Annotated in this window: 20 protein-coding genes and 1 pseudogene; 12 read left to right on the top strand and 9 right to left on the bottom strand. The window is 72.0% G+C overall.

The genetic code is table 11. The annotated features are described in order from the left end of the window. The first annotated feature begins 66 nt into the window (after window positions 1–66). The 4 genes from FHX81_RS04710 to FHX81_RS04695 are packed head-to-tail and all read left to right on the top strand — an operon-like array spanning window position 67 to window position 4,220. Window positions 67–1,479: an extracellular solute-binding protein gene (locus tag FHX81_RS04710; RefSeq protein ID WP_211363375.1), complete on the top strand. Its 1,413-nt coding sequence runs from the start codon at window positions 67–69 to the stop codon at window positions 1,477–1,479. Then, the gene (locus FHX81_RS04705) at window positions 1,460–2,347 is read left to right on the top strand and encodes a carbohydrate ABC transporter permease (protein ID WP_141975376.1); all 888 of its coding nucleotides are present in this window, start codon (window positions 1,460–1,462) and stop codon (window positions 2,345–2,347) included. Before FHX81_RS04710 ends, FHX81_RS04705 begins: the two co-directional genes overlap by 20 nt. Continuing rightward, window positions 2,344–3,165 carry a carbohydrate ABC transporter permease gene (locus FHX81_RS04700; RefSeq protein WP_141975374.1) on the top strand — a complete coding sequence of 274 codons (822 nt, stop codon included), beginning with the start codon at window positions 2,344–2,346 and terminating at the stop codon, window positions 3,163–3,165. Before FHX81_RS04705 ends, FHX81_RS04700 begins: the two co-directional genes overlap by 4 nt. Then, window positions 3,165–4,220 (top strand): ABC transporter ATP-binding protein, encoded by a 1,056-nt coding sequence (locus tag FHX81_RS04695; RefSeq protein ID WP_141975373.1) that lies wholly within the window; start codon window positions 3,165–3,167, stop codon window positions 4,218–4,220. The genes FHX81_RS04700 and FHX81_RS04695 overlap by 1 nt, the downstream gene beginning before the upstream one ends. An 87-nt stretch (window positions 4,221–4,307) precedes the next feature. Here FHX81_RS04695 and FHX81_RS04690 read toward each other — a convergent pair whose 3' ends face one another. Then, window positions 4,308–5,447 (bottom strand): Vgb family protein, encoded by a 1,140-nt coding sequence (locus tag FHX81_RS04690; protein ID WP_141975372.1) that lies wholly within the window; start codon window positions 5,445–5,447, stop codon window positions 4,308–4,310. 850 nt (window positions 5,448–6,297) lie between these two features. On the opposite strand from FHX81_RS04690, the gene FHX81_RS04685 reads away from it, so the two are divergent. Beyond that, on the top strand, window positions 6,298–7,899 hold the full coding sequence (locus FHX81_RS04685) for a glycoside hydrolase family 27 protein (RefSeq protein WP_141975371.1): 1,602 nt from the start codon (window positions 6,298–6,300) through the stop codon (window positions 7,897–7,899). Between the two features lie 406 nt (window positions 7,900–8,305). Here FHX81_RS04685 and FHX81_RS04680 read toward each other — a convergent pair whose 3' ends face one another. Further along, on the bottom strand, window positions 8,306–10,081 hold the full coding sequence (locus tag FHX81_RS04680; protein ID WP_141975370.1) for an eCIS core domain-containing protein: 1,776 nt from the start codon (window positions 10,079–10,081) through the stop codon (window positions 8,306–8,308). A 109-nt stretch (window positions 10,082–10,190) separates the two neighbouring features. Then, the gene (locus FHX81_RS04675) at window positions 10,191–11,093 is read right to left on the bottom strand and encodes an SDR family oxidoreductase (RefSeq protein WP_141975369.1); all 903 of its coding nucleotides are present in this window, start codon (window positions 11,091–11,093) and stop codon (window positions 10,191–10,193) included. A gap of 97 nt (window positions 11,094–11,190) precedes the next feature. Between FHX81_RS04675 and FHX81_RS04670 the strand changes: the two genes are divergently transcribed. Continuing rightward, window positions 11,191–11,850: a TetR/AcrR family transcriptional regulator gene (locus FHX81_RS04670; RefSeq protein ID WP_141975368.1), complete on the top strand. Its 660-nt coding sequence runs from the start codon at window positions 11,191–11,193 to the stop codon at window positions 11,848–11,850. Between the two features lie 517 nt (window positions 11,851–12,367). Continuing rightward, window positions 12,368–13,606, top strand: a complete 1,239-nt coding sequence (locus FHX81_RS04665; protein ID WP_141975367.1) for a hypothetical protein — start codon at window positions 12,368–12,370, stop codon at window positions 13,604–13,606. Between the two features lie 108 nt (window positions 13,607–13,714). On the opposite strand, the gene FHX81_RS04660 is transcribed toward FHX81_RS04665, so the two are convergent. Continuing rightward, window positions 13,715–14,164 (bottom strand): hypothetical protein, encoded by a 450-nt coding sequence (locus tag FHX81_RS04660; RefSeq protein WP_141975366.1) that lies wholly within the window; start codon window positions 14,162–14,164, stop codon window positions 13,715–13,717. 268 nt (window positions 14,165–14,432) lie between these two features. On the opposite strand from FHX81_RS04660, the gene FHX81_RS04655 reads away from it, so the two are divergent. Continuing rightward, complete coding sequence (locus FHX81_RS04655) at window positions 14,433–15,257, top strand: DUF4082 domain-containing protein (RefSeq protein WP_170231928.1); 825 nt, start codon at window positions 14,433–14,435, stop codon at window positions 15,255–15,257. Window positions 15,258–15,290: 33 nt separating this feature from the next. Here the strand turns inward: FHX81_RS04655 and FHX81_RS04650 are convergent. After that, a pseudogene (locus FHX81_RS04650) lies at window positions 15,291–15,488 on the bottom strand (ArsR/SmtB family transcription factor); the annotation flags it as partial. Window positions 15,489–15,601: 113 nt separating this feature from the next. Between FHX81_RS04650 and FHX81_RS04645 the strand changes: the two are divergent. Then, window positions 15,602–16,378 (top strand): hypothetical protein, encoded by a 777-nt coding sequence (locus FHX81_RS04645; RefSeq protein ID WP_141975364.1) that lies wholly within the window; start codon window positions 15,602–15,604, stop codon window positions 16,376–16,378. 7 nt (window positions 16,379–16,385) lie between these two features. On the opposite strand, the gene FHX81_RS04640 is transcribed toward FHX81_RS04645, so the two are convergent. The 4 genes from FHX81_RS04640 to FHX81_RS04625 all read right to left on the bottom strand — a co-directional run bounded on the left by FHX81_RS04640 (window position 16,386) and on the right by FHX81_RS04625 (window position 20,150). After that, window positions 16,386–16,967, bottom strand: coding sequence for a M15 family metallopeptidase (locus FHX81_RS04640; RefSeq protein ID WP_141975363.1), 582 nt, complete (start codon window positions 16,965–16,967; stop codon window positions 16,386–16,388). Between the two features lie 97 nt (window positions 16,968–17,064). Further along, on the bottom strand, window positions 17,065–18,477 hold the full coding sequence (locus FHX81_RS04635) for a sensor histidine kinase (RefSeq protein WP_170231927.1): 1,413 nt from the start codon (window positions 18,475–18,477) through the stop codon (window positions 17,065–17,067). Continuing rightward, window positions 18,474–19,163 (bottom strand): response regulator transcription factor, encoded by a 690-nt coding sequence (locus FHX81_RS04630; RefSeq protein WP_141975362.1) that lies wholly within the window; start codon window positions 19,161–19,163, stop codon window positions 18,474–18,476. The genes FHX81_RS04635 and FHX81_RS04630 overlap by 4 nt, the downstream gene beginning before the upstream one ends. Before the next feature lie 162 nt (window positions 19,164–19,325). Further along, window positions 19,326–20,150: an SDR family NAD(P)-dependent oxidoreductase gene (locus tag FHX81_RS04625; protein ID WP_141975361.1), complete on the bottom strand. Its 825-nt coding sequence runs from the start codon at window positions 20,148–20,150 to the stop codon at window positions 19,326–19,328. A 107-nt stretch (window positions 20,151–20,257) separates the two neighbouring features. Between FHX81_RS04625 and FHX81_RS04620 the strand changes: the two genes are divergently transcribed. The 3 genes from FHX81_RS04620 (at window position 20,258) to FHX81_RS04610 (ending at window position 24,104) form a co-directional block, all read left to right on the top strand. Then, the gene (locus tag FHX81_RS04620; RefSeq protein WP_141975360.1) at window positions 20,258–20,854 is read left to right on the top strand and encodes a TetR/AcrR family transcriptional regulator; all 597 of its coding nucleotides are present in this window, start codon (window positions 20,258–20,260) and stop codon (window positions 20,852–20,854) included. 188 nt (window positions 20,855–21,042) lie between these two features. Next, on the top strand, window positions 21,043–22,644 hold the full coding sequence (locus FHX81_RS04615; protein WP_141975359.1) for an ABC-F family ATP-binding cassette domain-containing protein: 1,602 nt from the start codon (window positions 21,043–21,045) through the stop codon (window positions 22,642–22,644). 119 nt (window positions 22,645–22,763) lie between these two features. Continuing rightward, a complete protein-coding gene (locus FHX81_RS04610) occupies window positions 22,764–24,104 on the top strand; it encodes a cytochrome P450 (protein WP_246107629.1) in 1,341 nt (446 codons plus the stop codon). Window positions 24,105–24,122 lie beyond the last annotated feature (18 nt).

Genomic DNA, 24,122 nt, shown 5'->3' with positions numbered 1-24,122 from the left:
GTGACGTCGACCGGACGTGTCGCGGCCGGGCGCTCCGAGTGCCATGTTGAGAGGCGACGTGGTGGCGTGCACTCGGGCGGGGGCGCGATGCGGCGGACAACGATCGTCCTGCTGTCGGTGACGGGTCTGCTGGCGGGGTGCCTCGGGCAGACCCGGGACACCGACCCGGCGCGCAACGCCGACGCCGAGGACATCACCTTGACGATCACGGCCAACGCGGTGGCCGGCGGCAAGAACGCGCGGGGTGCGGACTGGATCACCAACTGGGTGATCCCGCGGTTCACCGAGGCGCAGAAGGCCAAGGGCGTCACCGCCACGGTCCGGTTCGAGCAGAACGGCGCGGGCGACGAGGACTTCAAGACGAAGGTCGCGCTGGACCTCAAGACCGGCGGTGGCGGCGACGTCGTGGAACTGGACGGCATCTGGCTCGGCGAGTTCGCCCAGGCCGGCCACGTCAGGCCGTTGGCCGAGGTGGTCGGCGACGCCGAGGTCGACGCCTGGGACGGCTGGCGGCAGATCCCGGAAGCCGTGCAGCGGCTCGGCGAGTTCGAGGGCAAGCGCTACGGCGTGCCGATGGGCACCGACGGCCGGGTGCTGTTCTACAACAAGGTGCTGTTCGCGCGCGCCGGCCTGCCCACCGACTGGCAGCCGCGCAGCTGGGCCGACGTCCTCGACACCGCCGCGAAGCTCAAGGCGCTGCCCGGCGTCACGCCCGTCCAGCTGAACGCGGGCACCGCCATGGGCGAGGCCACCACCATGCAGGGCGTGCTGCCCCTGCTGGCGGGGACCGGTGCGACCGTGCACGAGAACGGCAAGTGGCAGGGCGCGACGGCCGGCGTCCAGGAAGTCCTCTCGCTCTACCGGCGCATCTACCGCGACGGGCTCGGTGACCCCGTCCTCCAGCAGGAGGCGAAGGGCCGGGACCGGTCGTTCGCGCTGTTCGCGGAGAACCGGATCGGCATCCTGCTGGAGAGCGACTACTTCTGGCGTTCGGTGGTGGAGCCGCGCAACGGCGTCGCCAAGATGGCCGACCGGGACACGGCGGTGGGCTGGGCGCTGATCCCGGCGCGCGTGCCGGGCGCCGGCGTCGGCGGCCAGGACTTCGTCAGCACGTCCGGCGGCGGCGTGCGCGTGATCAACCCGAACACGCGGTACCCGCGCCAGGCGTGGGAGCTGGTGGAGTTCCTCAACTCGGCCGAGGCGGTCAAGTCCGCCCTGGCCGGCGGCGCCCAGCTCACCCAGCGCACCGACGTGAACGACGAGGTGCTGGCGGGCGACCCGGTGCTGAGCTTCGTCGCCGACCGCGTGCTGCCGATCACCCGGTACCGGCCGGGCCTCGCCGACTACCCCAAGGTGTCGGCCGCCTTGCAGCAGGCGACCGCCGACGTGGTGTCCGGCCGCAGCCCGGACGAGGCCGCGCGCTCCTACCACGAAGCGCTGGTCGAGGCGGTCGGCGACGATGCCGTCGCGGGCGGCTGAGCGCGACCCGGCCGGGATCGGCGCGGCGCGGGCGATCGGGTTCGTCGCGCCGGCGCTGCTGCTGATCGGGCTCTTCCTGGTCTTCCCGGCGCTGTGGACGCTCTACATCGGGATCACCGACTACCAGCTCACCGGACCGGCCGCGGCCGAGCCGAGCGTGGTCGGCCTCGACAACTTCACCACCGCCCTGACCGACCCGCTGTTCGGCAACTCGCTGTGGCTGACCGGCCTGTTCGTGCTCGGCTCCGCGGTCGTCGGGCAGAACGCGTTGGGCTTCGGGCTCGCCTGGCTGCTGCGCGCGGCCCGGCCCGGGCTGCGGCGCACCGTCGAGGCGTTCGTGCTGCTGGCGTGGATCCTGCCCGGCCCGGTCGTGGCCTACCTGTGGTTCGCGGTGCTGAGCCGGGACGGCGGCACGCTCGGCCTGCTCGTCGGCCGACCCGGGACGGCGTGGCTGGTCGAGTACCCGATGGTGAGCCTGATCGTGTTCAACACGTGGCGCGGCACGGCGTTCTCCCTGCTGCTCTACAGCTCCGCGCTGGCCGCCGTGCCGCCGTCGCACCTGGAGACCGCCCGGCTCGCCGGCGCGAGCGGGTGGCAGACCGTCCGGGACGCGGTGTTCCCGCACATCCGGGGGCACGTGCTGACCAACACGCTGCTCATCAGCCTGTGGACGGCCAACGACTTCACCCCGTTCCTGCTCACCGCGGGCGGGCCGAACCACGAGTCGGAGGTGCTGCCCGTGCTGATCTACCGGCAGGCGCTGGAGAGCGGGCAGCTCGGGTACGCGTCGGCGATGTCGTCGCTGCTGCTGCTCGGCAACCTGGTGGTGGCGCTGGTGTACCTGCGGCTGCTGCGCGGGCGCACGTGACGCCGGGGTGGGTGGTGCGCCGGATCGGCTCCTACGTGCTGGTCGCCGTGGTGCTGGCGTTCTTCGCGGTGCCGATGCTGTGGCTGGCGGCCGCGCCGTTCGACGCCCGGCCCGGCTTCGGCATCCGCTGGCCGGAGTGGACGTCGTCGAACGTGCACGCGACGTTCCGCCACCCGTTCGCGGTGCGGTCGCTGCTCAACTCGTTGGTGCTGTGCGTGGTCGCGACCGCGGTGACCACGACCTTCGCCGCGACGGCCGCGTACGCGTTGTCCCGGGTGCGCATCCCCGGCCGGGACGCGCTGCTGTACGTGCTGCTGCTGCTGTCGAGCGTGGTGACGGGCACCGCGGCCATGGTGCCGCTGTTCGTGCTGATGCTCCAGCTCGGGCTCATCGACTCGCGGTTCGGCACGGCGCTGGTCATCGCCGGCGGGATGCTGCCCGCCGCGATCTTCATCCTCAAGGACTTCGTGGACTCCGTGCCGCGCTCGTACGAGGAGTCCGCACGGGTCTTCGGCGCCACACCGCGGCAAGTGCTGGGGCACGTCGTGCTGCCGATCGCCCGGCCGGGCATCGCGACGATCCTGGTGTGGTCGTTCGTCAACGCCTGGGGCAACTTCCTCCTGCCGTTCCTGCTCCTGCGTGACGTGGGCAAGCAACCCGCCGCGGTGCTGGTGCGGACGTTGCAGGACGAGGGCGGCAGCGCCGACCTGACCGTGATCCCGGTGTTCTCGCTGCTGTACTCGATCCCGGTCGTCCTGCTCTACCTGGTCGTCAGCCGGCGGTACGGGTTCCGATTCCACGGGGGCATCAAGAGCTGATGGCGGGCATCGGGATCGGCGGGCTGTCCACCGTGTACCCGAACGGGGTGCGCGCGGTGGACGCGCTGGACCTGACTGTGACCGACGGCGAGCTGTTCGCGCTGCTCGGGCCGTCCGGGTGCGGCAAGACCACGTTGCTGCGCACGATCGCCGGGTTGGAGCTGCCCACGGCCGGCACCGTGGCGATCGGGTCACGTGACGTCACGCGACTGCCGCCCGGGCAGCGCGGAGTGGCGATGGTGTTCCAGGACTACGCGCTGTTCCCGCACATGACCGTGGCCGAGAACATCGCCTACCCCCTGCGGGTGCGCCGTGAAACCAAGGCACGCCAACGGGACGCGGCGGCCGACGTGGCACGCGACCTGAGCCTGTCGTCCCTGCTGGACCGCAGACCGGGTCAGTTGTCCGGTGGTCAGCAACAACGCGCCGCGCTGGGCCGTGCCGTCGCGGCCGGCGCCGACGTGCTGCTGCTCGACGAACCACTGTCCAACCTGGACGCGCGACTGCGGCTGGAAGCCAGGACGTTCCTCAAGCGGTTGCAGCACGACCTGGCCCTCACCACCGTGTTCGTGACCCACGACCAAGCCGAGGCACTGGCGTTGGCCGACCGGATCGCCGTGATGGAAGCCGGGCGGATCCGGCAACTCGGCACGCCCCGTGAGGTCTTCCAACGGCCCGCGGACACGTTCGTCGCCAACTTCATCGGCTCCACCCCGATGAACTTGCTCCCGGGCGAGGTGCGCGGCGCTCACGTCGAGTGCGCCGGAGCGCGACTGCCGGCCCCACCGGCACTGCCCGACGGCACACCCGTCGTAGTGGGCGTCCGACCGGAGTACCTCGCGGTGGCCGACCACGGCATCACCGGTCGAGTGGCCACGGTCGAGAACCTGGGCGTGTCCTCCCTGGTCGCCCTCGACTGCCCGAACGGCACGCTGCTCAGCCTCACCGTGCCGGAACACGACGAACCGGACCTCGACCGACCGCTGACCGTCAACGCCCCACCCGGCCGGCTGTTGTTCTACGACGCCGACCACGGCCGGCTGCTCAACCCCTGACCCGGATGGGTGGCTTGCGCGGGCTCGACCCGGTCGAGCCCGCGCAGACCACCGTTCTCGGCACGCCCGGTGCCGGGACGGGCTCTGTCAGGTGGCGGCGATGTCCAGCTTCCCGATCTTGTTGGTGGTCAGGAGGCCGAACCAGACGGCGCCGGGCTGGTGGACGTTGATGTCGCAGGGGTAGGAGGCGGACGAGGGCGTGGGCCACATCCGGACCTCGTGGGTGACGGGATCGAACCGGGCGACCTGGTTGCCGAGACCGAACAGCGCCGGGAAGCTGACCGAGAAGTAGATGTTGCCGTCGCTCGCCTCGGCGATGGGGCCCGGCATCGGCAGCGGGTTGCCGATGCCACCGACGCCCGGACCGTTGACGATGCCGGTGAGCAGGCCGCCCACGCCGAGCAGCGGGTACTCGGTGACCTGCCCGGTGACGGGGTTGATGCGGGCGATCTTCATGCCGAGCGCTTCACCGACCCAGATGGTGCCGTCGGCGGCGGTGCGCACGCCGACCGGGAACGAGGCCGGCGTGGGCATCGTGTACTGGGTGAACAGGTGGGTGGCCACGTCCAGGGTGGCGATCTTGTTCAGTTGCGGCAGGTCGAACACCACGGTGCGGCCGGGGCCGGGTTTGATGATGCCGAACAGCGCACCGACCTGGCCGAGGATCTCGCCGGGCACGCGGTACTTGCTCCAAGCGCCGGTCGCCGGGTCGTAGCGACCGATGGAGTCCAGACCGCCGAGGGTGAACCACAGGGCGTTGTCGGGGCCGCGGGCGAGGTCGTTGGCCAGGCCGAGGCCGCTGTGCAGCGGGATGTCCAAGGGCTGGAGGGTGAAGGCGTTCGCCCAGGGGAGCGGGAACTCGGTCATGGAGCCGTCGGCGGTGTCGACGCGGAGCAGGCTGTTGCCGGTTACCTGGGGCATCCACAGGTCGCCGGCCGAGTCCAGGTCCATGCCGCCGGGCACGGACAGCGGCATCGGCGTGGAGAAGTTGGCGAACTGCCCGGTGGCCGGGTCGAACCGGGCGACCTGGCTGCTCAGGTACTGCTCGACCCACAGCTTCCCGCTGTGGTCGAACTCGACCTCGCACACGCCGCCGACCGGCAGGGACGAGGGGACCGGGCCGTACTCGGTGATCGGCGTCGTCGCGCCGGCGGGGACCGGGACGAGCGCGGACGCGACGAGCGCTGTGGTGGCGATCAGTGACCGTCTTAACCGTGCTGATCTCATGCTGCTCTCCCGAGGTCGGCCGTCTGGTCAGGTCAGGACTGCACATCGAGTAAAGCGGTTACGGCATAAGACGGCGCGTTCGGACACCTGAACGGCTCAGTCTTCGCTTGATCGTGGTTCGGGAGATCCGGTCGAGCCGCCCATCCGGGTGCAAGCGGCTACCAGCGGTGGCGAGGTCCGTCGCGTCGTGGTGCGGATGGCTCGGCGATGGCCGGGGGACGGACCGACCGGCCGGCTCGGACGGCACGTCCCTGGTCGTGGGCGGTGATCCGAGCCGGGCTGTCGGCGATCGCCTGTCCGTCGACATCGGCGAGGCGCTGGCGGGCCTCCGGGCGCATCATCGTCGTCAGCATCGAGTCGGGATCGGCGGCGTGGTCGACGAGATCGGACCGGTACGTCGTTCACGGCCTCGGGGTACCGCGCGTCCCGTGACCGCGGTGCCGGGGAGGAAGCGCCGGAGGACGCTGACCGGCTGCGGAGCGACGCGGTGCCACCACCGACCCCCGCACCGTTCGGTGATCGGCGCGAGACACCGAGTCTTAGCTAAAATTGTTAGCGCTCACCACACCAATGTCATACGCATACGCCTTTTACGGGCACCGTCTTGTGAGCGTGAACATCCGGTGCGACACTGTCTCCGCCGAAGCCTGCGCCGCTGACGGGAGCCGCCGCACCACAGCCGCCGGCAGATCTGTCGAACTCGAGGTTCCGGAGCACCGGGCAGCACTCCGCCCGGCCGTGCGGCAGCACGGATGGCTGTCGGAATGTCGTACGCACCGAGGAGTGGGATCAGGTGACAGCAACACGACTTCCCCGTCCACGCCGGGCGGCAACGCTGTTGGCGGCAGGCATGCTGCTGTTGTCCGCGGTGACGGCGGTGCTGTACACGCCGTCCGCGCGGGCATTGGAGAACGGAGTAGCGCGCACTCCGCCGATGGGGTGGAACTCGTGGAACACGTTCGGTTGCAACATCAACGAGACGTTGATCCGCCAGATGACCGACGCGATGGCCAACTCGGGCATGCGTGACGCCGGCTACCAGTACGTGGTCGTCGACGACTGCTGGATGAACCCCAACCGCGACTCGTCGGGCAACCTGCAGGGTGATCCGACCAGGTTCCCCAGCGGCATGAAGGCGCTCGGTGACTACATCCACTCCAAGGGCCTGAAGTTCGGCATCTACCAGGCACCGCTGGCCGAGACCTGCGCGCAGTACTTCAACTCCTACCCCGGCTCGACCGGGGCGCTGGGCCACGAGGAGCAGGACGCCCGGCAGTTCGCCGCGTGGGGCGTGGACTTCCTCAAGTACGACTGGTGCTCGCCCAGCGGGACGATCGACGACCAGGTGCGCACGTTCGCCAAGATGCGCGACGCGCTGCGGGCCACCGGCCGTCCGATCGTCTACAGCATCAACTCCAACAGCATCCACGACAAGACCGGGCCGCGACGCAACTGGAGCGACGTCGCGAACATGTGGCGCACCACCGAGGACATCACCAACAAGTGGGACACCGGGCAGACCAACGGCTACCCGATGGGCATCCAGAACATCGTCAACGTCACCGTGCCACTCGCCTCCTACGCCGCACCGGGCGGTTTCAACGACCCCGACATGATGGAGGTCGGCCGCGGTGGCATGAACGACACCGAGATGCGCAGCCACTTCGCGCTGTGGGCGGTCATGGCCTCGCCCCTGATCGCGGGCAACGACCTGCGCAACATGGACTCCGCCACGTCGACGATCCTGAAGAACACCAACCTCATCGCGATCAACCAGGACAGCCTCGGCCTGCAGGGCCGGCAGGTCTCCAACGACGGCACCCGGCGCGTCCTGGCCAAGCGGCTGGCCAACGGCAACGTCGCGGTGGCCCTGTTCAACCAGGGCGGCGGCACGACCACCGTCTCGACCACGGCGAGCGCGATCGGCCTGTCGGGCAGCTCGTTCACGCTGCGCGACGCCTGGACCAACGGCACGACCACCACGTCCGGCACCATCTCGGCCAGCGTGCCGGCGCACGGCACCGCGGTGTACATCGTCAGCGGCGGCGGAGGCCCCGTGCCCACGTCGTTCTCCCTGGTCAGCCAGAGCTCCGGCCGCTGCCTGGACCTCCCCGGCAGCACGCCGACCAACGGCGCCCTGGCCCAGATCTGGGACTGCAACAGCCAGACCAACCAGCGCTTCACCACGACCACGGCCGGTGAGCTGCGCGCCTACGACGGCGCGAAGTGCCTCGACGTCTACAACCAGGGCACGGCCAACGGCACCGCCGTGACGTTGTGGGACTGCAACGGCCAGGGCAACCAGCAGTTCCGCCTCAACTCCGACGGCAGCGTGACGGCGGTGGCGTCGGGCAAGTGCCTGGACGTCAACGGCGGCGCCACCGCCAACGGCACGAAGGTCATCATCTGGGACTGCCACGGCGGCACCAACCAGCGCTGGACCCGCACCTGACCCCCGGGTCGCGGCGGTGCGAGGACGTCGAGTCCCCGCACCGCCGCGAGCCGGTATGGGCACCGGAAGCGCGGTGCGCCGCGATGGCGTAGGCGGCGGGTACGCCGCGTACCCGTTCGACGGCACGACCGGATCGGTCGAACCCGCCGACGAGCCGGGCTTCTGCGCCCGTTGCGCGAAACACCGCGATCCTCGACGAACTCACCGGAGGACGAAACGGCCGTCCCGGCTCGAGGAGGCGCACCACGTGCTGCGCATCCTGCGCGACGAGGGTTCGATCGACTTCACCGGGGAGTTCCGACCTGCCCGGCCCGGCCACGATGCGCGAGCAGGTGCGACCGGTGCACGACCACGTGATGCCGGCACTCCGGGTTCGCCCACCCGGGCGCCGCATCGGCGTCCGGCCTCAGTCCACCTCCTCGGACGACGGGGACGAACTGCTCTGGGAGAGCTTCGCGGCGGCCAGCCGGTCGGCGACCTCGTCCGCGTCGCCGGGACCGGGCATCAGACCGCGCAGGGGGCCTTCCGCGAGGGGACGCGCGCGTTCCCGCCGCTTCTGCCGCCGCCTCTCCTGGTGGCTCTCCAGGCCTTCGGCGGCACCGTGGGGCGTCGAGACGACCGTGCCGAGCAGGCCGTACGCGGTGAACCACTCCCGGGGGATGGCCTTGCCGGTCATGGTCTTCCACACGTCGCCCGCGAAGGTCGAGCAGTTGTGCAGGGTGAGGTTGTAGTTGGCCCCGGACCTGTCATGGGCGACGAGGTAGCCGTTGACGACGTCCCTCACCGCCACGTTCTTCGACTCGTGGTGGGTGGCGCGACCCGAGACGCTGTACCCGTCGGGGCAGTGGACGCCACCTCGCACGTTGTTGAACGTCTCGTACGCCTCTTCCGGGTAGAAGCCGAAGGAGACCTGTTTGCCCCGCGATCCGGTGATCTCGATCCAGGCGTGGCCGGAGGCGACCCGGGGGTCGCGGTCGCCCGCGTCCACGCTGAACGTGACCTTCAGCTTCTTGTCGAGACCGCCCTTGCGCATCTCCCGCAGGAGCATGTCGCGCAGCGGTGTCAGGCGCGTGTTCTCGGGCAGTTCGGGAAGTGGTTCCGCGGCCGGAGCGGCCGTCGTGGCCGGTGGGTCGGACTCGTACTCGGACTCCGATTCCGAGTGGGGCACCGCCTGGTCCCGGTCCTCGTTCGGGTCGTGCACCGCCCGGATCCGGCGGAACCCGGGAACTCCCGTCGCCAGGCGATCCGCCTGTTCGGCGAGGTCGTCCAGGTTGGGGCCGCTCGCCAGCTCCTGCTCGATGCGCTCCAGCAGTTCCCGCCGCTCCGGGGTCATGTCGCCCTCCTGGCCGCGGGCCGATCGCGAGGATTCGGACCCCGAGGCGTCGGCCTCGTAGTCCTCGCTGCCCCGGCGGCCCTGCGGCGGGTTCTCCATGCGCTGCACGGGTGCGCCCGCCGTCGGCCCGGCGACCGCGGGGTCGACGTCCCGCGCGAACGCCCGCTGGGTGACGACGGACGGCGCGGTCGTCGCCCCGGCGCCGAACGAGGCACCGTCCCGCTCCGCCCGCTGCTCGGAGGCCTGGTGGGGGTCGGTGATCGTGACCCCGGCCCCGTTGTTGTCGCCGGTCTCGGGGGTTCCCTTGAGGTTCTCGTTCACGTGGCTCAGCTCGTGGATCATGACCTTCATGTCCGCGACGACCCGCGGTGGCGCGAAGATGTGGGTACCGACCGTCATGGCCTGGGCCCCCAGGGCCGCGGTGGCCCGCTGTGCCACCGGGTTGTCGTGCAGCTGAGCGGTGGCGAGGTTCGGGTTCCGGAAGAACGGCGTCGCCCGCGCGAGCAGCGGTTCGGGCAGCGAACGACTCGGTGAGGCCAGGGCCCGGTCGAGCAGGGCCTTCTGGCCGGCCGGGCTGTCGTCGGCCACCTGACCGTGCTCCCGGGCGGAACGCTGGACCTGGGCACCCTCTTCCCGGTGCCCGCACGCGGGACCGTGCTGGTGCCGGTCCCGGGCCCCGGGATGCCCGGCCTGGCGGAGCATCTGGACGACGGCGGCGTTGCCCGCGGTGGACTGGAGCGCCAGGACGCCGCCGGCCGAGGTGAGGCCAGGCTGCTGCGTCGGGACAGCGGGCCGCTTCCCGACATCGGGGGTCGACAACCCGTCCCGCTCGCGGTCGTTGGTTCGCACAGGCTCTTCCCCTCCGGTGACAACTGTTCGTGCCCATCGATACCGGGTTCCGGGCACACGACCCAGGGCCGCGGAGGCATCTCCGAGGCAAACGTGTTGCCCTCGTGCATCAGACGGACGTGCCGGTGAGGCGTTCGGTCTCGGCCCACAACCGCGCGGCGGTCTCCTTGTCCCGCGCCCGCCGCGGCACGCGAACCTGCCTGGTCGGCCCCACGAGGGCCCAGCGGGGGCCGTAGTACCCGCCCCGGACGGCACCGGGGTCGGTTGCGGCGTAGAGGAGCGGCTCGGTGCCGTGGACCACGTCCTGCGAGGGGACCACTCGGTAGCCGATGGACTCGAGCAGGCCGGGACGGCCGCCGTTGAGGTGGGGGCCGGAGGTCGTCAGGTTGGTGCGGGTGTAGCCGGGGTGGGCGCCGACCGACATCAACGGCCAGTCGCGCTCTGTCGCGAGGTCGGCCAGGTGCACCGTCAGCAACAGGTCGGCGAGCTTGGTCCGGGCGTAGGCGCGCACCGGGTGGTACCGCCGGCTCGACTGGAGGTCGGCGAAGTCGATCCGGCCGCCGGCCGCGGCGCCGCTGCTCATGGTGACGACCCTGGGCTCGGGAGCCCTGAGCAGCAACGGCAGCAGCAGGGCGGTGAGGGCGAACGGGCCGAGGAAGTTGGCGGCCAGTTGGAGCTCGAAGCCGTCCACCGTCTCCGTCCGCGCGGGCACGTTCATCACGCCTGCGTTGTTCACCAGCACGTCCACCGGCCTCCCGGCCGCCACGAGCCCGTCGGCGAACCCGCGCACCGAGGACTGGTCGGCGAGGTCGAGCCGGCGGACCTCCAGGGTGGCGCCGGGGTGCGCGGCGAGGATCTCCGCCTTCGCCTGCTCGCCCTTGGTCCCGGTGCGCACCGCGAGCACGACGTCGGCCCCGGCCCCGGCGAGCCGCTTGGCCGCCTCCTTGCCGGTGCCGCTGTTCGCCCCGGTGACGACGATGTACTTGCCGTGCTGGTCGGGAACCTCGTACACGGTGGACCTCTTTTCGTACCGACGGTCTGTTACGACCTCGAAGCTAACGGACCGACGGTCTCTTGGTAAAGTACCGGCAGTCTGTAACATGGGCCACGTGAACTTCCAGCGAGCGCGCACCGACGAGCAGCGCAACGAACGGCGGCGGCAGATCCTCGGCGCCGCGGCCGCGATGCTCGCCGAGATGCCGGTGGCCGAGCTGAGCCTCACCGCGCTGAGCCGCCGGGTGTGCCTGGCCAAGGCGAACGTGCTGCGCTACTTCGACTCGCGCGAGGCGGTCCTGCTGGAACTGCTGGAGGCGCAACTGGCCGAGTGCGTCACGGAACTCGAATCCGCTCCCGCACCGGACGGCTCCACGCGGGAGCGCGCCGACCGGCTGGCCGACCTCTTCGCCGTCTCGTTGGCCGCGCGGCCGATGCTGTGCGACCTGGTCGCCTCCCAGGCGACCGTGCTGGAGCGCAACATCTCGGTGGAGACGGCGATCCGGCACAAGCGGACGATCCGGGAGTCGCTGCGGGCCCTGGTCCGACTGGTCCGCCGACACCTGCCCGAGTTCGGCGACGAGGACGCGAGCGCCCTGGTGGAGACGGTCATGCTGACCGCGGTCGCGGCCTGGCCGGCCAGTCGCCCGCCGCGGGCGTTGCTCGCCGCCTACGAGGCGGACCCGAGCCTGGCCGCCCTGCGCGTCGACTTCGCCGACGCGGTGCGGCGAAGTGGCGAGGTGACCGCGGCCGGGCTGCTCGCCCGCCGCCGATAGCGACCACCCAGGACGACGACCGGGTCGAACGGCGTCGCGGCGCATCGCGCCGTCGGCTGACGCCGACGCGTTCCGATGGCGTCGATCTCCGCCGCGATCGCGGTCAGCGCCTCACGCCGCGGGCGAAGCCCGAACAGGTGCGCGGTGGGGCGGCCGGTGGCGCCGAGGTCGGTGCGCCGGGCTGACGCGGACCACATCCGCGCACGGGCGTCCACCCGCGGCACGCGCCAGGCCACCTCGTCCGCCAGTGCGAGCCGGCCCGCGCGCGCCCGCGAACCCGCACCGCCCTCCGGAACGCGGCGAGCGCACCGCCACACCCACCGCGCTGAACGCCGACACCGCCGTGCACCGGCTACGACCGCGCCGGAAGAGGCGACCACCACCTCGCCGGGCGGTCGGCGTGATGCCCGGCACTATTGTTTCAGTGCGAACCGAAAAGACTCCCACGCAGAAGTAACGACCGCGCCCAACAGGACGAAGGCTCCTTCGTACGGACGGATCGCTGCGGAGGTGCCGGGTGAAGATCGGGACGACTTGGAAGACGAACGTCAGGGCAGAGGACTTACCGGAGCTCCTGACCCTGATCACCAGCGGGGACCAGGAGTACGACAGCAAGACCGGGATCATGGTCGACCAGTACAAGGAGTGGACCTCCGACCTGACCCTGGAGGAGTTGGACCGGGTCATCACCCTGCTCGACGCGGGCAAGGAGATCGGGAGGTCCGACGTCCCGAAGTTGCGGAAGGAGTTGGCCGACCGGCGTGACCCCGTGCTGATCGAGGAGCGCCGCTTGGCGTTGCGGGCTCGTCAGGAGGAGCTGGCGAGCACCGAGGCGCGGCTGCTCGGGCAAGGGCTGGAAGCGCTCGGCGGCGCGGGTGACACCTGGGACGGGCGGCGCGACCAGATCGCCGCGTGGTGGCGGGCGGTGAAGGAGGCCGAGGCCGCCGAGACGTGGGCGACGGCGTTCCCCGCGAACCGGATGACCGCGCGGCAGGTCAACTCGAAGAGCGTCCTGGGCGGCAGGTTCACCATCCGCAACGCCCACCACCGCCGTGATCGTGCCTGGGACCGGGAAATCATGCTCGACCGCACGCTGGACGGGGTGCGCAGGCGGATCCAGCCGGTGAACTTCAACGACCCGGGCTCCGGTGCCAACCGCAAGAACGAGCTCGGCCTGCACGACCTCAGCGCCTCCCTGCTGGACGGCGGCCGCCGGCCGATGTCGGTCTACGCCCAGCTCAAGCCGTACGAGGACGCCACCGTGGTGTTCATGCCGGTGCCCACCGAGCGGGACGCTCAGATCTTCAACGCCATCCAGTCCCTGACACCGGTGACCACGGCCGACCGGGAGCAGATGCGTCGGATGCGCAACAGCTTCACCCGGCTCCGGTTGGCCCAGGCGACCGACATGCACACCTACCTGCTCAACGTGAACGAGGTCCGCGACGGCGACCCGATGGTCCGCTACGGCCACTCCGGCCGCGTCCGGCGGCCCGGTGAGAAGACCGAGGTGCGCGCCGACGACATCGACATCGCCACCCGTCGGACGAACGCCCTGCAGCACAACGTGATCGTGCGGACGAACACGGACCAGGTGGTGAACGAGGTGGTGGTGGTCTACCGGGAACACGCGTCCGCCCTGTTCCCGGTGCTGGCGAAGTGGAACCAGGTGCGGTCGCGGTTCGAGGTGCTGAACCGGGACACCGGCGCCCCCACCAGGGCCTACATCACCAACGAGGGCAAGTGGGTCGGCTGAGGTCGTCGCGTTGACCGACCGGGCGCACAGTCCACTGTGCCCGGTGGAGGCGTCCGAACCGGTGAGGCCGCGAAGAACTGCCCCTTCGCGGCGTCACCGGGTGCCGGCTCAGTGGCCGAGCGGCGGGAACTGCTGCACGTCCGTGATGTCCAAGGGCGGCGGCGCGGCGTGTGGCGGTGGGGGCGGCGGCGGGGCGATGTAGTGGGGGTTGGGCTGCCAGTCGTCCACGTAGAGGTGGAAGTTGAGGACCACGTCGTAGGTGCCGGCCGGTACCACGTTGGCGATGCCCATGAGGAACCTCTGCTGACCGGGCAGCGCTCGGGTGATGTTGTAGTAGTCGCGGGTGAACTGCGGCTGACCGTTCCCGCCCACCATCCCGGCCCAACGCGCGTTCGGACCTCCGGTGAACGCGAATCCGCCGGGTAAGTGGGTCGTCAGCCACACGTGGAGCGCGGGGTCGACCCAGTCGACGCCGTAGTTCCCGCCGTTGTTGATACCGCCGCAGTTGTAGAGCAGCGAGCCGTTGGCGTGGAGCTGGTACCACGCTCCGTGGACCATGTGCCGGTTCTGGGCGCGGGTGTACCAGCGGTTCAGGGCGGCGATGACCAGGCCCCGGGTGGTGCGCGTTGTTCTGGAATTGCACGAAGGCCGCCTTCGGTCGAAGTGATCCCGTGACCTGTCGATCGTTGGTCGTCCGGGCCGACCGGGTCGTTACCCGGGCGGAAGGCCGAAGATCCGTTGCCGCGCCGTTCGGGCAACCGCACGTCCCGGTAACGAACGGCCGCGGGTGGTCGATCCGGGGGAGGTGAAGCGAATCCTCGCCGTGGTGGCCACCCTTCTGCTGATCGGTTCGTCGTCGACCGGAACGGCGCAGGCCGCGCCCGTGACCGTGGTGTACACGCCCACGAGCGGCTCCACGGTCGCCGTGGGGGTGCCGGTGCTGATCGCCGGCATCGCCGTCAACGGTGAGTCCGGTGACATCACCGGGGTCGACATCAGCTTCGACGGCGGCGTGACGTGGTCGCCGACCGAGCACCACAGCGGGAGCTGGCTCCACCGGCACACCCCGGCGGAGGTCGGGCCGGTCACCTATCACCTGCGTGCGTCCAGCTCACGGGACATCAGCGGGGCGTACGGGCCGTACGAGTTCTTCGCGGGTGGCTCCGCCGCGCCACCCGCCCTGCGCTGCCCGTACTGCACGTTGTCCCTGCCGTGGCTGCCGAACCGGCCGGAGCTCGATGATCCCGACGACGCCGCGGTGGAACTGGGTCTGCGGCTCGGTTTCGACCGTGCCGGGTACGTCGCCGGTGCGGCGGTCCACCGCGGCACGTACAGCGGACCGTTGACCGTGCACCTGTGGTCGGCGGACGGGACGTTGCTCGCCGAGACGGTGTCCGCGTCGGCGACGGGGGTGAGTTATGTGAGGTTCCCGGCCCGCGTCCCGGTGGTGGCGGGGGAGGAGTACGTCGTCTCCTACTTCGCCCCGGTGGGCGGTTATGCCTCGTCGGAGGACTACTTCAGCGCTGCCGTGGTGATCGCGCCCTACGTGATGGGGCGGGGTGCCGGCGTCTACTCGTACGGCGGCGGTTTCCCCACCGAGACGTGGCATGACAGCAACTACTGGGTGCACCCGACGTTCGAGCTGAGCTGAAGGAACGTCGGCGCACGCGGTCGTGGACCAGGGCCGGTTCGCCTGCGGCGTGGCGGTGACGAGGCCGGCGCGGGCGAGGGTCTGCAGGTGCTCGGTGGTCTGGGGTTGGCGGGAGCCGGTCCGCTCGGCCGGCTCGCCGACCGAGCGCGGCCGCTCGGCGAGGAGTTCCAGGAGTCGCCACCGTGCGGCGTCCCCGAGTGCTGCTGCGATCCGGTCCGTGCGACGAAGCATCCACCTATGAGAATGTTCTTGCCGAGGAATACCTTGTCGACCGGGGACGGGGTGGTCCCCCCGGGTGGAAATACCCATGCGGCGCCGTCGCCGACGCCGATAACGTGGCCGCCATGGGCCTGTTGCCACGCGTCACGACCGTCGCCTGCCTGGGCCTGTCGCTCACCTCGTGCGGTCTCCCGGGTGAGTCGGCTCCGGGCGACGCGGACACGGACCGGCGGTCCACGACCCTGGCCGACGCGATCGGCTACCCCCGGCAGCCCGACGCGGCCGGTCTCGTCCGCGCCGCGCTGGCCACGCCGCTCGGCAAGTCGCCGAGCTTCGGCGTGCTGGTGGCCGAGGACCTGCCGCACGGGACGCCCGAAGAGCCGATGGCGCACCTGGTCTGGCGCATCCACGTCGACGCGTTCGACTCGGGCTGGAAGCGGACCCCCGCGTTCGACGCCTGCTACGACGTCGAGTTCAACTACTACGGCCCGGTGGCGCAGCCGTCCCGGATCCTCTGCCCCGACGGCGCCACGCCGATCGCGCCGCCGCCGCCCCTGCCCGACCGGAACATCCCGTCGGAGTTCGCCCCGGCCCTGGAAGCCGCCCTCGGCGCACTGCCCGCGACGCCCGGCGAAGCGGAGGTCCGGGCCGCCCTGGCCACCGGCCTGCCCACACCGCCGGTGAACCCGGAGACCGACCTCGCGGGCGTCCCGCCGCGGGTGGACGTGCGCGTCCGGGGCTCCGACGTCGGAGTGGCGCTGTTCGCGCACACCGGCGGCGACGGCAAGGACTGCATGATGGGCCGTCGCCTCGGCGGCGAGGTCCGGGTGTGGTCGCTCAACTGGCGCGACCTCGGGCCGTTGGAGAAGCCGTGCACCCCGGAGGCCGCCCTGGGCTCGTGACCACCGCTCACCCGGACGCGTCGTCGTGGGGCCGGGGGCACTGCCCGCCCGGCGTGGTCGACAGCTCGAAGTGCCACATCTCGTTGGCGTAGGTCTGGCACAGGCCGTAGTCCGAGCCGTTGCGGATGACCCAGTCGGCGGCGTCGGTCGGGCCGATGTCGACGGCCTTCCCGGTCACGTGCGCCGACTTCTCCGGCGTGCTGACCAGCCGCCGCGCCTCCGCCAGGCTGCCGTACCGGGCGACCGCCTCGTCGAGCAGGCGTTGCTGGTAGGCCTTGCTGCGCCACCCGGACGTGACCCTCAGCTCGACGCCCGCCGCCCGCGCGTCCCGTGCCGCCTCGCGGACCGCCGCCAGCAGCGCGGGGTCCAGCCTCGCGATGGCGGGGTGCCCGGAGTCGTCGGGGGAGAGGCTGGAGCCGGTCGGAATGCTGCCGTCGTCGCTCGTGGGCCCCTTGGCGTGCCCGCCCAGGCTCGTCGCGGGCTCGGCGGAGCAGGCCGACAACGCCACGACGAGCGCGCCGACCACCGCCGCCAACGCCGGGCGAGCCGACCGCCGATCGCCGCAACCACGTACCCGTTCGCAGAACATCGAGATCCTCGCTGGTAGTGCCGGACTTGACCGGTCCGACACTGCCCACGGGATGTCGTCGTGCGATGCGCGTTGTGTGCGCGTTGTGTGACAGCGGTCAGGGCGGGTCGCCTCGCGGCACGGTCAGGGTGAACACCGCGCCGCCGTCGTCGTGCACGTCCAGCCGGCCGCCGTGCAGCAGGGCGTTCTCGCGGGCGATGGCCAGCCCGAGCCCGCTGCCCTCGGTCCGGGTGCGGGCGCGGTCGCCGCGCACGAAGCGGTCGAAGACGACCGGGGCGAGGTCGGCGGGCAGGCCGGGACCGGAGTCGGCGACGACGACGCGCACCACGTCGGCCGCCGTGCCGTCCACCGTCACGGTGACGGGTGGTTCGCCGTGCCGGACCGCGTTGGTCACCAGGTTGCGCACGATCGTGTGCAGGCGGCGGGGGTCGGCGAACAGCCAGGCGTCCCCGGTGTGCCGGACGGTGACGTCGGCGTCCGGCGCGCTCAACCGGACGGCGTCCTCGACCAGCGGGCCCAGGTCCACGCCGTCAGGCCGGAGCTCGGCGGCGCCCGCGTCGAACCGCGACACCTCCAGCAGGTCGTCCACCAGCGCGCCCAGCCGGCGGGCCTGGGCGCCGAGCAGGTCCGCCGAGCGGGCGCGGTCCTCGGCGTCGGCGGCGCGCAGCCCGTCGGCGGCCGCCACCATCGACGCCAACGGCGTGCGCAGGTCGTGGGCCACGTCCGCGACGAACCGCCGTTGCTGCTCGTCCTTGCGCCGCAGCTCCTCGATGGACTCACCGAGCCGTTGCGCCATCGCGTTGAAGGACCCGGCGAGGTCGGCCAGCTCGTCGCGCCCCCGCACCGGCAGCCTGGTGTCCAGCTCGCCCGCGCCGAACCGGCGTGCCGCGTCGGCCGCGGTCCGCACCCGGCGCTGCACGCCGCGTGCCGCCAGCACACCCACCCCGCCGCCCAGCAGCGCGATGACCGCCGCCACGACGGCGAGCCGGTCGCGCAGGGTCGTCAACTCGCGGTCCAGGGCGCGCACGTCGTAGAACTCGGCGAGCAGCAGCCCCGGCTCGACCTCGCCGACGATCACGAGCCGCGGCCCGTCCGGGGTGTCGGCGGTGTGGCGCACCGAGCCGCGGTGGTGCCGGGCCCGGTCCACTTCGGACCGGGGCAACTGCCCGGTGTACGTCCCGGCCACCGGCGCGTACCGGTCGCCCTCGGCCCGGGAGACGGGCCCGGACGTGGGCGTGAAGTTGACCACGGCCCAGGTCAGGCCGAGCCGTGCGCCCATGTAGTCGGCCACACCGTCCACCTTGGACTCGTGCGCGGCGCTGCGGACGAGGAACTGGTGCGCCTGCTGGGCGTCGGAGTCGAACGCCGCCTGCGCCGACGCGGTGAAGCGCTCCCGGGCGGAACCGGCCTGGAGCTGGTAGGTCGTCAACGCCATGACCACGGTCGTGACCAGGCTGACGCCCGCGACGGTCAGCACGACGGCGGCCCGCAACCCCGGCCGCCAGGTCACGGCTTGACCAGGCGGTAGCCGAACCCCCGGACGGTCCGCAGCAGCACCGGGTTCGCCGGTTCCGGCTCGATCTTCGCCCGCAACCGGGCCACGGCGGCGTCCACCAGCCGCGAGTCGCCCGCGAAGCCGTAGTCCCACACCCGCTTCAACAACGTCTGCCGGCTCAGCACCTGGCCCGCGTGCTCCACGAACTCGATCAGCAGGCGGATCTCGGTGGAGGTGAGGTTCAGCTCGACCCCGCCCCGGGTCACCACCATGGCGACGGTGTCCAGTTCGAGGTCGCCGACGGTGTGCACGTGCTGCTTCGGCGGCTGCGCGGGCGCGGCGCGGCGCAGGATCGCCTTGACCCGCGCGTCGAGCACCCGCGGCTCCACCGGCTTCACCACGTAGTCGTCCGCGCCGCACTCCAGGCCGACCACGACGTCCACCGCGTCACCGCGCGCGGTCAGCAGGATCACCGGGACCGTGTCGGTCGCGCGGATGCGGCGGCACACCTCGAACCCGTCGACCCCGGGCAGCATCACGTCGAGCAGCACCAGGTCCGTCGACGTCCGCCGGTCGCCCAACGCCTCCAGCGCCCGTTCCCCGGTGCCCGCCACCGCGACTTCGTGCCCGAGCCCGCGCAACGCGCGCGACAGCGCCTCGGCCAGCGTCGCGTCGTCCTCCACGAGCAGCAACCGCGACACCGGTGGGTCTCTCCTCGCTCTCGGCACGACCTGCGCCGACCACCGTATACCAGCCGTTACGCCGAACGGCGCACCGCTGCGCTCTGCCCCGGTCGCGCGGGCGGGCACGACCGTCGGTGTCGTCGGTGTCGTCGGTGCGTGATCGCCTGCCCGCGCCGACGGTCACCCGGCCTGGCGGCTGAGCTGCTCCCACTCGGCGAGCTCGTCGGTCCGCGCCTGTGCCATCCGCGTGACGACGTCGTAGGCCGCGCCGCCCAGCACCAGCCGCTTCGGCGGTTCCGGCAGGTCGACCACCTGCATCAGGACGGCGGCGGCCAGGTGGGGGTCGCCGTCCTCCGACTCGGCCCACAGGCCGTTCAGCCAGGTGCGCAGCGGTGCGTAGGCCGGGTTCTCGTCGGTCATCGTCAGGCCGCGGGTGAACAGGTCGGTCCGGTAGCCGCCCGGTTGCAGGATGGTCACCTTGACGCCGAAGCGCTCCACCTCCATGGTCAGCGCCTCGGCCATGGCGTCGAGCGCGGCCTTGCCGGCGCTGTAGAGGCCGGTCGCCGCGAAACCCCCGGCCGACCCCATCGACGAGACCTGGACGATGTGGCCCGAGCCCTGGTCGCGCAGGAGCGGGACCGCGGCCTGGTTCACCCAGAGCGCGCCGAAGAAGTTGGTGTCGAGGTGGGCGCGGGCCTGGTCCTCGGTGATCTCCTCCACCATGCCCAGCACCACGCCGCCCGCGTTGTTGACCACGACGTCGAGCCGGCCGAACTCGGAGTGGGCGCGCCGCACCCCGGCGACGACCGCCTCCCGGTCGGCGACGTCGAGCGGGAAGGCGGCGAGCCTTCCCTCCGCGGCGGCCACCAGGTCTGCCAGCGGCGTGACGTCGCGGGCGACGCCGACGACCCGGTCGCCCGCCGCGAGCGCGGCCTCGGTGAACGCCCGGCCCAGGCCGCGCGAGGCGCCGGTGATGAACCAGGTGCGGGGTTCGGTGCGGGTCACGGTGTCCTCCTTGAGAGACGAGACGTCTCGTCTCGATCGACGCGAACCGTACCCAGGGGCAGGGGCAGAGTCAAGACGGACCGTCTCGTTCCCGGTACAGTGCCGCCATGGCCGCCGGCACCACGCCGAACAGCACCCGCCGCAGCGAGCGGTCCCGGGTCGCGATCCTGACCGCCACGCGCGAGCTCATCACCGAGGTCGGGTACGCGAAGCTGACGATCGAGGCCATCGCCGCGCGCGCGGGCGTCGGCAAGCAGACGATCTACCGCTGGTGGCCGTCCAAGGGCGCGGTCGTGTTCGACTCGCTGCTGGCGTTGAGCGAGTCACCCGACGGCGGCATCGAGCTGCCCGACACCGGCGACGTCGAAGCCGACCTCAAAGCGGTCCTGCGGGCGACCGCGGCCGAGTTCTCCGACCCCGCGTTCGCGGCGCCGATCCGCGCGCTGAACACCGAGATCATCAACGACCCCGAGCTGGCCGCGGTCTACCGGGAGAAGATGGAGCAGCCGATCCGCGAGGCGAAGCTGCGCCGGTTGCGCAGCGCGCGGGACGCGGGCCAGCTCGCCGCCGACGCCGACCTCGACCTGCTCCTCGACCTGCTGTACGCGCCGTTGACGCAGCGGTGGCTGCTCCGGTCCGGTCCGCTGGACGACGGGTTCGCCGACGCGCTGGTCGAGGCGGCCCTGCGGGCGTTCCGCCCCTGACCCGCGTGCGCGTCGGCGAACGCACGCGGAAATACCGGTGCGGCGGTCCGGGGTCTGCCCTACCCTGGTCGACGTGATGCCGAACCTGTTCTTCGTCTGAGGGACGACGCCTCCACCGGTACGCGCGAGCCGCGCTACCGGACTTCGTCCTCTCCAGCGCATCACTTCTCCTCGGAGGCAGTCCACCCATGGCGTCCCGGCTTTCGCCTGCGCTCGTGCGCGCGGCGCACGTCCGCCTGTCCGATGTCCACCTCTCCTTCGGCGGCCGACCCGTGCTCGCCGGCGTCGACCTGGTCGCCGCGGCCGGTGACCGCGTCGCCGTGGTCGGCGAGAACGGCCGCGGCAAGACCTCGCTGCTGCGCGTCCTCGCGGGCGACCTGCCCGCCGACCGCGGTGACGTGCGCCGCGCGGGGTCGATCGGCGTGGCCGACCAGCGGATCCCGCTCGGCGCGGCCGACACGGTCGGCGACCTGATCGACCTCGAACTGACCGCCGTGCGCACGGCCCTGGCCCGCCTGGAACGCGCCGGCGACGCGCTCGCCGACGGTCGTCCCGGCGCGGACGACGCCTACGCCGCCGCCCTGGCCGAGGCCGAGGCGCTCGACGCGTGGGACGCCGACCGGCGGGTGGAGGTGTCACTGGCCGCGCTGGACGCCGCGGCCGACCGCGACCGACCGCTCGGCACCCTCTCGGTGGGCCGGCGCCACCGGCTGCGGCTGGCGTGCCTGCTCGGGGCCGGGCACGCCGTGCTGCTGCTGGACGAGCCGACCAACCACCTCGACGCGGGCGGGCTGGCCCACCTCACCGAACGGCTGCGTGCCCACCCCGGCGTGGTCGTGCTGGTCAGCCACGACCGGGCGCTGCTCGCCGACGTGGCCACGACGGTGGTGGACCTCGACCCGTCCAGCGACGGCCGGCCGCGGGTGTACGGCGGTGGCTACCCCGCCTACGTCGAGGGGCGCCGGGCCGAACGGGCCCGGTGGGAGGCGCGGCACGCCGAGCAGGTCGCCGAACGGCAGCGGCTGGCCGACGACCTGTCCGCGGCGCAGGACCGGTTGCGCGACAACTGGCGGCCCGACAAGGGGCACGGCAAGCACACGCGTGCCACCCGCGCACCCGGTCTGGTGCGGGCCGTGCACCGACGGCAGGAGGAGCTGAGCGCGCACGTGGTGGAGGTCCCACCGCCGCCGACCCGGTTCGCCATGCCGGAGCTGCCCGGGCTCGTCGGCACGACGCTGCTGCGCGCCGAGGGGGTGACGGTGGCCGGGAGGCTCACGTGCCCGGTCGACGTGGCGCTGGACTCGGGTGACCGGCTGGTGGTCACCGGCCCGAACGGCGCCGGCAAGTCGACCCTGTTGGCGCTGCTGGGCGAAGTGCTGGCACCGGACACGGGCACGGTCCGGCGGGCGGGGTCGGCGCGGGTCGGGTGGTTGGGCCAGGAGTCGGATCACCACGGTCGGCGCACGGCGGTGGAGCTGTACGACGAACGGCTCGCGCGGTCGGGTGCGCCCGGGCCGGCGTTGAGCGAGCTGGGTCTGCTCGACGGCCACGACCGGCGTCGCCCGGTGGCGGAGCTGTCGGTCGGCACGCGCCGGCGGCTGGACCTGGCACTGGTCCTGGCCGCCCGGCCGCACGTGCTGCTGCTGGACGAGCCGACGAACCACCTCTCGGCCGCGCTGGTCGACGAGCTGACCGCCGCGCTCGACGCCACCCCGGCCGCCGTCGTGATCGCCACGCACGACCGGCAGCTGTTGCGCGACACCGCGTCCTGGCCGCGCCTGGCGCTGTGAACCGGACGCGGTCTCCGTGAACGGTTCGATCGGTCGGCCGTAGTCGACGGGTGCCGGTGAGCGGGCCACGATGGGTGCGGGGGGTACGGGAGGAGCGTCCGATGGCACCACGCACACCCATGGCACGCATACCCATGGCACGAGGTCGGCTGCCGGTCGTCGGGCACGCCTGGCCGATGATGCGCGACCCGCTCGGCTTCCTCGGCTCCCTGTCCGGCCAGGGTCCGCTGGTGCGCATCGCGTTCGGACCGGTCAAGGCGGTCGTCGTGTGCGACGTCGAGCTGGTGCAGCAGGTGTTCCGCGACGACCGCACGTTCGACAAGGGCGGGCCGTTCGCCGACCGGGTGCGGGAGGTGGTGGGCAACAACCTGTCCACCTGCCCGCACCACGAGCACCGCAGGCAGCGGCGGCTGCTCCAGCCCGCGTTCCACGTCGGCAGGTTCGACGCCTACGGGCGCACGATGGCCGCGCAGATCGCCGACCGGGTCGACTCGTGGCGCGCCGGGCAGGTGCTCGACGTGCTGGCCGAGATGACCATGCTCACGACGAACGTGCTCACCGCGACCATGTTCTCCGACACGCTGTCGGCCGCGGAGCTCAAGCGGTCGCAGGAAGACGCCGAGGTGCTCACCACGGACGTGCTGCAGCGCATGATGATGCCCCGCGCCGTGACCAGGCTGCCGCTGCCGGTGAACCGGAGGTTCGAGCGCGCCCACACCAGGATCAGGGGGACGGTCGAGGCCATTGTCACGGCGCGGCGGGCGGAGGGCGGCGACCGGGGCGACCTGCTGTCCGCGCTGCTCGCCGGGTACGACGAGGAGTCCGCCGGCGCCGACCGCACGCTGTCCGACGAGGAGGTGGTGAACCAGATGCTCACCTTCCACCTGGCCGGCAGCGAGACGACCGCCGTCACGCTCACCTGGGCGCTGCACCTGCTCGCCCGCCACCCGGAGCTCGAACGCCGCCTGCACGCCGAGGTGGACGACGTGCTGGCCGGCCGCACGGCCGGGCCCGACGACGTGGCCGCGCTGGAGTTCACCGGGCGGGTCGTCACCGAGACGCTGCGCCTGCGCTCTCCGGTCTACGTCCTCACCCGCCAGGTCACCACCGACACCGAGCTCGGCGGGCACCGGCTGCCGGCGGGCACGGTCGTGGCCTACAGCCCGTACCCCATCCACCACAACCCGGACCTCTACCCGGACCCGCACCGCTTCGACCCCGATCGCTGGGATCCGTCCCGCAAACCCGCTCGGCACGCGTTCGTGCCGTTCTCCAACGGCGCGCGCAAGTGCATCGGCGACAAGTTCAGCCTGATGGAGGCGACGCTGGCGCTCGCGTCGATCGTCGCGCGGTGGCGGCTGGCGCACCTGCCCGGGGAGGAGGACGTCCGCCCGGCCGCGGCTGCCGTGATCCGGCCGAAGCGGCTGCGGATGCGCGTTTCCCACCGCTACGTCGGCTGATCGCGGGATCGTTACGCT

Source organism: Saccharothrix saharensis, from assembly GCF_006716745.1.
Lineage (GTDB): Bacteria > Actinomycetota > Actinomycetes > Mycobacteriales > Pseudonocardiaceae > Actinosynnema > Actinosynnema saharense.
Note: the sequence above shows the minus strand (reverse complement) of the source record. Positions and strands in the feature narration are given on the sequence as shown.